This is a genomic window from Rhodococcus phenolicus (assembly GCF_001646785.1).
GTDB classification, from domain to species: domain Bacteria; phylum Actinomycetota; class Actinomycetes; order Mycobacteriales; family Mycobacteriaceae; genus Rhodococcus; species Rhodococcus phenolicus.
This window is the reverse complement of record NZ_LRRH01000002.1, coordinates 24,097-32,078: the sequence shown is the minus strand read 5'-3', so window position 1 is coordinate 32,078 and position 7,982 is coordinate 24,097. Positions and strand designations below refer to the sequence as shown.

Sequence of the window (7,982 nt, the reverse complement as noted above, 5' to 3'; positions counted from 1 at the left end):
ACAATTGAATTTGCGCCTTTCTACAGCCTAGTTGTGCGCATGATCCCGCGCACAATGAGCGAGTGCCCCGCATTCGGAGAAATCCGCCCGTCGCCAGGCATACACGTCATCAGCCAAATTCCTTGTCGAGCAGTCGAAATGGGGAAGTTCACCACGGTATCGACGAGATGTCCACACCCACCGGCGGCGCCCGCACGCGTCGCCCTTCCGGTGTCGCCCTCAGCCCTCCCCGGCCGACGACACGCAGATCAGCGTAACCTGCCACGACCACCGCGGGGCGAAGAGGCGCACTTCACGAACGCCCCGGGTGGCCGCTGGGAGACATCACACCCGAAAGGTGCTGCGCTATCGATCGGAACCCATCGCCGCAGCCAGTTGCGGCCACGACGCGTACAACTCGTCCTGCCAGTACCCCCACGAGTGTGTCCCGTCCGCGCGGAACCGGAACGTGGCGGGGATCTGCAGTTCCCGGAGACGGTCGGCCAGCCGGTGCGTACACACGTTGGTGGCTGCTTCGATGAGACCTCCCCACACGATTTGTTCGACCAACATCGGCGCCTGCGGGGACCGCGGCAGCGCCGGATTCTCGTACGGACCGGGCAAACCACTGCCGTTCGAGACGTACAGCGACAGCCCCCGCAGCTTCTCTGCGTTGAGGTACGGGTCGTGTGCCTCCCATCCCGGGCCGTCGTACGGGCCCCACATGTTCGTCGCGTCCTTGGCGCCGGCCACTTCGACGACGGAGCGCACGTACGCCTGACCGAGCGGGTCGCTCGTCTGCGCGCACCCGCTGTACGACGCGACCGCGCGGTACAACCCCGGTGCCTGGATCGCCAGATCGAGCACGGAGGTGGCCGCCATGGACAGACCGGCGAGCGCGTTGACTCCCGACGCTCCCAGCGCCCGGTCCAGGACGGGAGGCAACTCCTTCGTGAGGAACGTGCCCCATTTGTTCCGCCCGGACGCCGGGTCCTCGTGCAACCAGTCGGTGTAGTAGCTGATCATCCCCTCGGCGGGGATGACGACGTTGACGTTCTTGTCCGCGGTGAAGGCGAGAATGTCCGTCTGGTTGAGCCAGTTCATCGAATCCTCGCCGCCCCCGGCCCCGTTGAACAGGTACAGCGTCGGCCGCGGCACCGTCGGATCGGCGGGACGGATCACGTTGAGGGTGATGGTGCGGCCCATCGCCGGGGAGTACACGAACACGTCCCAGCGCCGGTCCCCCACGACGTCGATCCGCTCCACGACCGCCGGCCCGCCGTCCGGTTCGGGGGCCCGTCCCGGCACCGCCCAGGCGAGGGCCTGAGACGCCGCCGCGAGCACGGCTCCGCCGATCACGGCGCCGGCGAGCCGCACCCAGGACGGCAACGCGCCGCCGACACCACCGTTCCGCAGAGCTCCCACATCCAACCCCCGCCGTCCACCCCGAGACGGACGCTGCGCATCCGTGTGACCAGGATTACGTCACAGCGGGGTAACGCGCAAGAATTTCGGCCTCTTTTCGTGGGTCGATGTTGATGCGCGACAGGTCGTGGTCGTAGTGCTCGAGCACTCGTCGATCCATGACGCGGCGCCACAGCGGCGGGACGAGCGAGATGACGACCAGCACCGCGTAGCCGGCAGGCAGCTGCGGGGCTTCCGGCATGCTGCGCAGGGTCTGGTAGCGGCGCATCGGATTGGCGTGGTGGTCGCTGTGCCGCTGCAGGTTGTAGAGGAACAGATTGCTGCACACGTGGTCGCTGTTCCAACTGTGGGGCGCGGCCACCCGCACGTAGCGGCCGTCGGGCCGCTTCTCCCGCAGCAGACCGTAGTGTTCGAGGTAGTTCACGGCTTCGAGGAACATCACGGCCATCACGGCCTGTGCGACGAGCCACGGCGCGATCTGCCAGCCGAACGCCGCGAGGAGGGCACCGAACAGCGCCACGCTCAGCGCCCAGGCGTTGAGGATGTTGTTGCGAAGCGGATTCCACGGCGATCGGCCGCGGCGGCGCAGCCGCGCGCTCTCGTACTCCCAGGCCGACCGCAGGCTCCCGAACACCGTCCGCGGCAGGAAACGCCAGTAACCCTCCCCGAATCGAGCGGTCGCCGGGTCCTCGGGCGTCGCCACGCGCAGGTGGTGCCCGTGATTGTGCTCGACGTAGAAGTGCCCGTAGAAGGACTGGGCGAGCGCAATCTTGGCGAGTCGGCGTTCGAGTTTGGTCCGCTTGTGACCGAGTTCGTGGGCCGCGTTGATGCCGACGCCGCCGACGACGCCGAGCGTGGCGGCCATCGCGAACTTCTCGAACGGTCCCATCGGGCTGTTCACCCAGGTCCAGCAGCCGAAGACCAGACCCGCGTACTGCAGCGGCAGATACAGATAGGTGCACCGGCGGTAGTACTTGTCGTTTTCGAGGGACTTCACGATCTCGTCGGGAGGATTTCGCCGGTCCTGGTCGACGAACCGATCCACGAGCGGAGCGATCACGGCGATGACGATGGCCCCGGCGGCCCAGAACACTCCGAGGCGGAGGTAGTGCACGAGGATCCACGCGACGAACGGGCTCAGCGGCACCGCCAGCCCGTAGAGCCAGAGATGCCGTTTGGGATCCTTCCACCGCGACCCGACCCCGTCGTACGCAGCCAACGCCGACCCCCCGGACACAACCAATTCCACCACTTACTTCCAGCCGTACTGCCACGCGACCTGCACGACAGCAGGCCCCTCCCGGTTGCAACGCCGACTGCCTTCGCCCCCGAACACAGCCCCATCGGTCTCGAAGAGTAATGCACGGGGGTGGACGCTTCTGTGGCCAGTGACGGAACCCACAGACAACACAACGGTGATGCCGGGCAACAAAGTTGCGGCACCACCGTTGTGACGGGGAAACGCGAGATCAGATCGCGCGGACGCCCTGCGCCTGCGGGCCCTTCTGGCCCTGACCGATCTCGAACTCGACGCGGGCACCCTCATCGAGGGTCTTGAACCCGCTGCCCTGGATCTCGGAGTAGTGGACGAACACGTCCGGTCCCCCACCGTCCTGTTCGATGAATCCGAACCCCTTCTCCGCGTTGAACCACTTCACAGTTCCCTGCGCCATTTCCGCCGACTCCCTACATCAACATCCGCACGTCACCCCGACGCCGCGGTCACAAGTCGCCATCATCGCACTGTTTCCGCGGATCGTCGCGGCAGACGCGGCGAGGTTTCGGAAAATCCGGTTGAAATGCGGTTGCGCGACGGTGGCACCATGGACGCCGTGACTATCGGAGAGCAAGGCCACCTTCACCACCGCATCACCCGCCCGCTCGAGCAGTCGTCGAAGCTGCAGAACGTGCTGTACGAGATCCGCGGGCCGGTGCACGCCCATGCCGCGCGGCTGGAGGCGGAAGGTCACCGCATCCTGAAGCTGAACATCGGCAACCCCGCCCCGTTCGGCTTCGAGGCACCCGAGACGATCGTGCAGGACATGATCGCCGCGCTTCCTCACGCGCAGGGTTACTCCGAATCGAAGGGCATCGCGTCGGCCCGCCGTGCGATCGTCACCCGTTACGAACTCGTGCCGGGATTCCCCAAGCTCGACATCAACGACATCTACCTGGGCAACGGTGTCTCCGAACTCATCACGATGACGATGCAGGCTCTGCTCGACGACGGCGACGAGGTCCTGATCCCCGCACCGGACTATCCGCTGTGGACCGCGATGACGTCCCTCGCCGGGGGCACTCCGGTGCACTACCTCTGCGACGAGTCCAACGACTGGAATCCGGACATCGCCGACATCGAGTCGAAGATCACCGACCGCACGAAGGCTCTGCTCGTCATCAACCCGAACAATCCGACGGGCGCGGTGTACTCCCTGGAGGTGCTGAGCCAGCTCGTCGAGCTGGCCCGCAAGCACCAGCTGCTGCTGCTCTCCGACGAGATCTACGACAAGATCCTCTACGACGACGCGAAGCACATCTCGCTCGCGACGCTGGCACCCGATCTGCTGTGCCTGACCTACAACGGCCTGTCGAAGGCGTACCGGGTCGCCGGCTACCGCTCGGGCTGGATGACCATCACGGGTCCGAAGGAGCATGCTGCCGGCTTCCTCGAGGGGGTCGACCTGCTCGCGTCGACGCGTCTGTGCCCGAACGTCCCGGCTCAGCACGCGATCCAGGTCGCGCTCGGCGGCTACCAGAGCATCGAGGATCTGATCCTGCCCGGCGGCAGGTTGCTCGAGCAGCGCGACGTCGCGTGGGAGCGGCTCAACGCGATCCCCGGTGTGAGCTGTGTGAAACCGCGCGGCGCGCTGTACGCCTTCCCGCGCCTGGATCCGAACGTGTACGAGATCCACGACGACGAGAAGCTGGTGCAGGACCTGCTGTTGCAGGAGAAGATCCTCATGGTCCAGGGCACGGGCTTCAACTGGCCCGACCACGACCACCTGCGGATCGTCACGCTGCCGTGGGCCCGCGATCTCGCCGTGGCGATCGAACGATTCGGCAATTTCCTCTCGAGCTACAAGCAGTAGCGTTCGTGCCCGTCAGCGGCTCGAACTCCTCCCGGCGGCAGGCTTCGGCTCCGGATCTCCGGACTCCGGGGCCTGCCGTGACACGCCCGAGAGTCGCGACACGCCCATAGATACGGAATTTATATCTGCATGCCAAAGGCCGTATTTTCCCAGGTAGAAGGTCCCTAAAAGGTCCCGAATCAGACAATTTTACCAATCCGTGAGCGGCAACACACCGCGGAACACTTCCCCGAATGCGGACACAACAAGTAGGTTTGTCCATGGCACGGCTCGATCGTGCCGGGCTCCCTGACCGACGCCATCCCCCCTGTGCGAGGTCAGGTGAAGGTGGCGGGGACACCCCCCCTGCTCCCCGCCACCACCAGCCCAACTCTCACCTCGGCCCTTCTGCACTCATCGCCGCCTCAGCGGTGTGCAGGCCGTGATCCGTCATCGGGCTGTGGATCTCGACGGGAAACCCACTCGCGGTCACGATTGAACCACAGAATTTCCGGGTAATCCACACGATCGGGGTGCGCCGGGCCGCATTTTTCGTGCGGGAGGCACCACCCCGCCCTCCCCGCTTGTTCCCCGCGCACATACGCGACCGGTGTGAACGCGCCCCGATCCGGGCACGTGGCCGCAGGTGGCTAGCCTGTTGCGGTGAGTCACGGACACGGACACGGGCACGGGCACGGCCACGACGGCCCGGTTCCGCTGGGCCCCACCGCGGCCCGGGTGGTCGTCGGATTGCTGACGGCCATCGGCATCGCCGTCCTGCTGGGCACGGTCGCACTGTGGCCCAGCAGCAGATCCATCGACATCCCCGCGCCGTTCCAGACATCCGGCGGCGGTGCCGTCGTCACAGAGGCCGGCACCGTTGTCGCCCAGGACGTCGGACCGTGCGGAAGCACCTCGTCGGGCCGCGTGTTCACCGGCGAGCCGGTGCCGCCGACGCTGAACGCCTACGAATGTTCCCGCAACGTGATCTCCATCGATTCCGGTCCCAACGAGGGCACGCGCACCCTGCTCGAGATCGCACCGGGTCCCGGGCAACCGGATCTGCGCGCCGGCGAGAGGATCCGGCTGGTCAGGCAGACGGATCTGTCCGGTGCGACCCAGTACTCCTTCTACGACTACGCGCGCGGCCTGCCCATCGCCCTGATCATCGTGGCGTTCGCCGCAGTGATCATCGCGGTCGCGCGATGGCGCGGGCTGCGGGCACTGATCGGCCTGTTCGTCGCGTTCGCCGTCCTCGTCGGCTTCATGCTGCCGGCGCTGCTCGACGGGAAACCGGCCGTGCCGGTCGCACTGGTCGGCGGCTCACTCATCCTGTACGCCGTGTTGTATCTCGCGCACGGCGTGAACCTCCGTACCAGCTCGGCACTGCTGGGGACCCTCGCGTCGATGGGCCTGGCGGCACTGCTGTCCTATCTGGCGATCCGGTTGACCCACCTGACGGGACTGTCGGAGGAGCAGAACACCGACGTGCAGTTGTACCTCGAGCACGTGAGCATCACGGGCCTGCTGCTCGCCGGATTCATCATCGGATCGCTCGGTGTCCTCAACGACGTCACGATCACCCAGGCGTCGTCGGCGTTCGAACTCGCGGCCCTCGACCCGTCCGCGAGCCGGCGCGAGGTGTACACCTCCGCGATGCGGGTCGGCCGCGATCACATCGCCAGCACCGTGTACACACTCGTGCTGGCCTACGCGGGCGGTGCGCTGCCGCTCCTGCTGTTCTTCAGCATCGCCGGACGATCGATCTCGGACGTCGTCACGGGCGACGCCGTGGCGATCGAAGTCGTGCGTGCCTGCGTGGGCGGCATCGCACTGGCCCTGTCGGTGCCGCTGACCACCGCCATCGCGGCGCTGCTCGCGCGGCCGGTCGGATCGGGTGCGCGAAGCGCCGCCGGCACCGATCAACCCCGCGGGCGTCACGCCCGCTGATCAGCGACCGGCGATCACGGCCCGGGCAACTCCAGCCGGGGCAGCTCGAACCGCGGCAACTCCACCGTCGGAAGCACGGGGACCGGGATGTTCAGGCCCGGGATCATCGCCGGGGGCGGAGGCGGCTCGGGAGCAGGCGGCACCTGCCGCTGCGTCGTCGTCACCGGGTCCGGTTCGACCGTGGTGGTCGTGGTGACCGGTGCGGGTGCGACCGCGGGCTTCGGCTGCGGCTTCGACGACGGCGGTGTCGTCACCACGGTTTCCGCGGGGGCGGACTCGTCGGACGGTGTCGACCCGAAGACCGTGTTGCCCGCGCCGAGCGCGACACCGATCAGTGCGACGACCATCAGGGCCGTTCCCGCCAGACCCGCGCCGCTGATCTGCTTGCCGCTGACCCGCGGTCCGCGGGCGGTGATCATCCCCAGCCAGGACCGCGACCCGTCGGAGTCATCGGCGTCCCCCGGCCGGTCCTTCGAACGGGCGATCCGGTCGGTGCGCTGGTCCGTCGAGGCGAATCCCCCGACCCCGGCCGGCGCCTGGGCCGGCCGCGCGATGCGCTCGGTCGCCGACGGCGGAACGATCCGGGCGGTGACGGCCGGGAACCGGTCCTTCGGCTGACCGGCCAGGAGTGCGCCGCCCTTCGCGAGGACCAGTTCCGGCTCGTGCGGCACCACCAGCGGCAGCTTCAGCCAGGACCGCAGGACCTCCTGCACGAGCGGAATGTGCGCGCCACCGCCGAGCAGCACGATCGCCTCCGGGTCCCGGCCGGCACGTTCGACGATGTCACGGACGAACCGCGCCGACGATTCGACGCACTGCGCGATCAACGGGTCGAACGTGTCCCTGGACATGAGAATGAGCCCGGCAGCTCCCGGTACCGCGACCGCGTCACTGGCGGAGAGCTGCTCCTTCGCCTCGCGGCACTGTGCATCGAACTCGGTGGAGGTCGCCGGGTCGTCGGGCAGCCACACACCGTTGGTGCCGAGCTGGTGCGCGCGGATCGCGGCGTCGAACACCCGCCCGCCGACGGTGTCGGTGCGTCCGGCCAGCACCTGCCCGGACGGCAGGTCGACGACCGTCACCGTGAGTCCGGAATCGCCCAGGTCGTAGAACACCGCGGTGTCGGTGCACAGCTCACCGGTGGCACGCAGATAGGCGAGCGCCGCCTCGGACTCGGAAACCAGGCCGAACCTGTCGAGACCCTGTTCTGCCATCGCCGCGCGGATCCGGTCGGCCTGCGTCGTGTCGCGGTACACCACGCCGACGGTGTCGATCGGCTCGCCGGCCACGCCGGTCTGGAACAGCACTCCCAACGTCTGGGCGGCGAGACGAGCGGGGTCGTCGCGGCCCGTGTCCACCACCTGGAACTGATATCCCGCCGACGGCGCGGTCCGGTCGATCGGACGCACGATCCGGACGGCGCTCTCCCCCACGGTCACCCCGAGTACCGAACTCATCAGCCGCCTTCTACAGTTTCCGGCGCCGCTGCAGTGCTCACCCCCGGCGCTTCGAGACGGACCCGATGTTACCCAACGGTCCCATCGGGCAACCAGGTGATTC

The 7,982-nt window shown here is 67.6% G+C and carries 6 protein-coding genes; 2 read left to right on the top strand and 4 right to left on the bottom strand.

Going from position 1 to position 7,982, the window contains the following annotated elements:
- Positions 1-345: 345 nt before the first annotated feature.
- The 3 genes from A8G15_RS01085 to A8G15_RS01075 all read right to left on the bottom strand — a co-directional run bounded on the left by A8G15_RS01085 (position 346) and on the right by A8G15_RS01075 (position 3,077).
- Positions 346-1,404 (bottom strand): alpha/beta hydrolase, encoded by a 1,059-nt coding sequence (locus A8G15_RS01085; RefSeq protein ID WP_425415051.1) that lies wholly within the window; start codon positions 1,402-1,404, stop codon positions 346-348.
- A 55-nt stretch (positions 1,405-1,459) separates the two neighbouring features.
- Positions 1,460-2,653 carry an alkane 1-monooxygenase gene (locus tag A8G15_RS01080; RefSeq protein ID WP_245687671.1) on the bottom strand — a complete coding sequence of 398 codons (1,194 nt, stop codon included), beginning with the start codon at positions 2,651-2,653 and terminating at the stop codon, positions 1,460-1,462.
- Positions 2,654-2,873: 220 nt separating this feature from the next.
- Positions 2,874-3,077 (bottom strand): cold-shock protein, encoded by a 204-nt coding sequence (locus A8G15_RS01075; RefSeq protein WP_068154505.1) that lies wholly within the window; start codon positions 3,075-3,077, stop codon positions 2,874-2,876.
- Positions 3,078-3,227: 150 nt separating this feature from the next.
- Between A8G15_RS01075 and A8G15_RS01070 the strand changes: the two genes are divergently transcribed.
- Together A8G15_RS01070 and A8G15_RS01065 are read left to right on the top strand one after the other, a co-directional pair.
- A complete protein-coding gene (locus A8G15_RS01070; protein ID WP_068154557.1) occupies positions 3,228-4,493 on the top strand; it encodes a pyridoxal phosphate-dependent aminotransferase in 1,266 nt (421 codons plus the stop codon).
- A gap of 642 nt (positions 4,494-5,135) precedes the next feature.
- Positions 5,136-6,422 (top strand): YibE/F family protein, encoded by a 1,287-nt coding sequence (locus A8G15_RS01065; protein WP_068154503.1) that lies wholly within the window; start codon positions 5,136-5,138, stop codon positions 6,420-6,422.
- Between the two features lie 14 nt (positions 6,423-6,436).
- Here the strand turns inward: A8G15_RS01065 and A8G15_RS01060 are convergent, their stop codons facing one another.
- Complete coding sequence (locus A8G15_RS01060; protein WP_068154501.1) at positions 6,437-7,879, bottom strand: DUF7159 family protein; 1,443 nt, start codon at positions 7,877-7,879, stop codon at positions 6,437-6,439.
- Positions 7,880-7,982: the final 103 nt, after the last annotated feature.

Coding starts and splice junctions, on each gene's coding strand:
- A8G15_RS01070 (WP_068154557.1), top strand. CDS start 3,228: ATGGACGCCGTGACTATCGGAGAGCAAGGCCACCTTCACCACCGCATC.
- A8G15_RS01060 (WP_068154501.1), bottom strand. CDS start 7,879: ATGAGTTCGGTACTCGGGGTGACCGTGGGGGAGAGCGCCGTCCGGATC.
- A8G15_RS01075 (WP_068154505.1), bottom strand. CDS start 3,077: ATGGCGCAGGGAACTGTGAAGTGGTTCAACGCGGAGAAGGGGTTCGGA.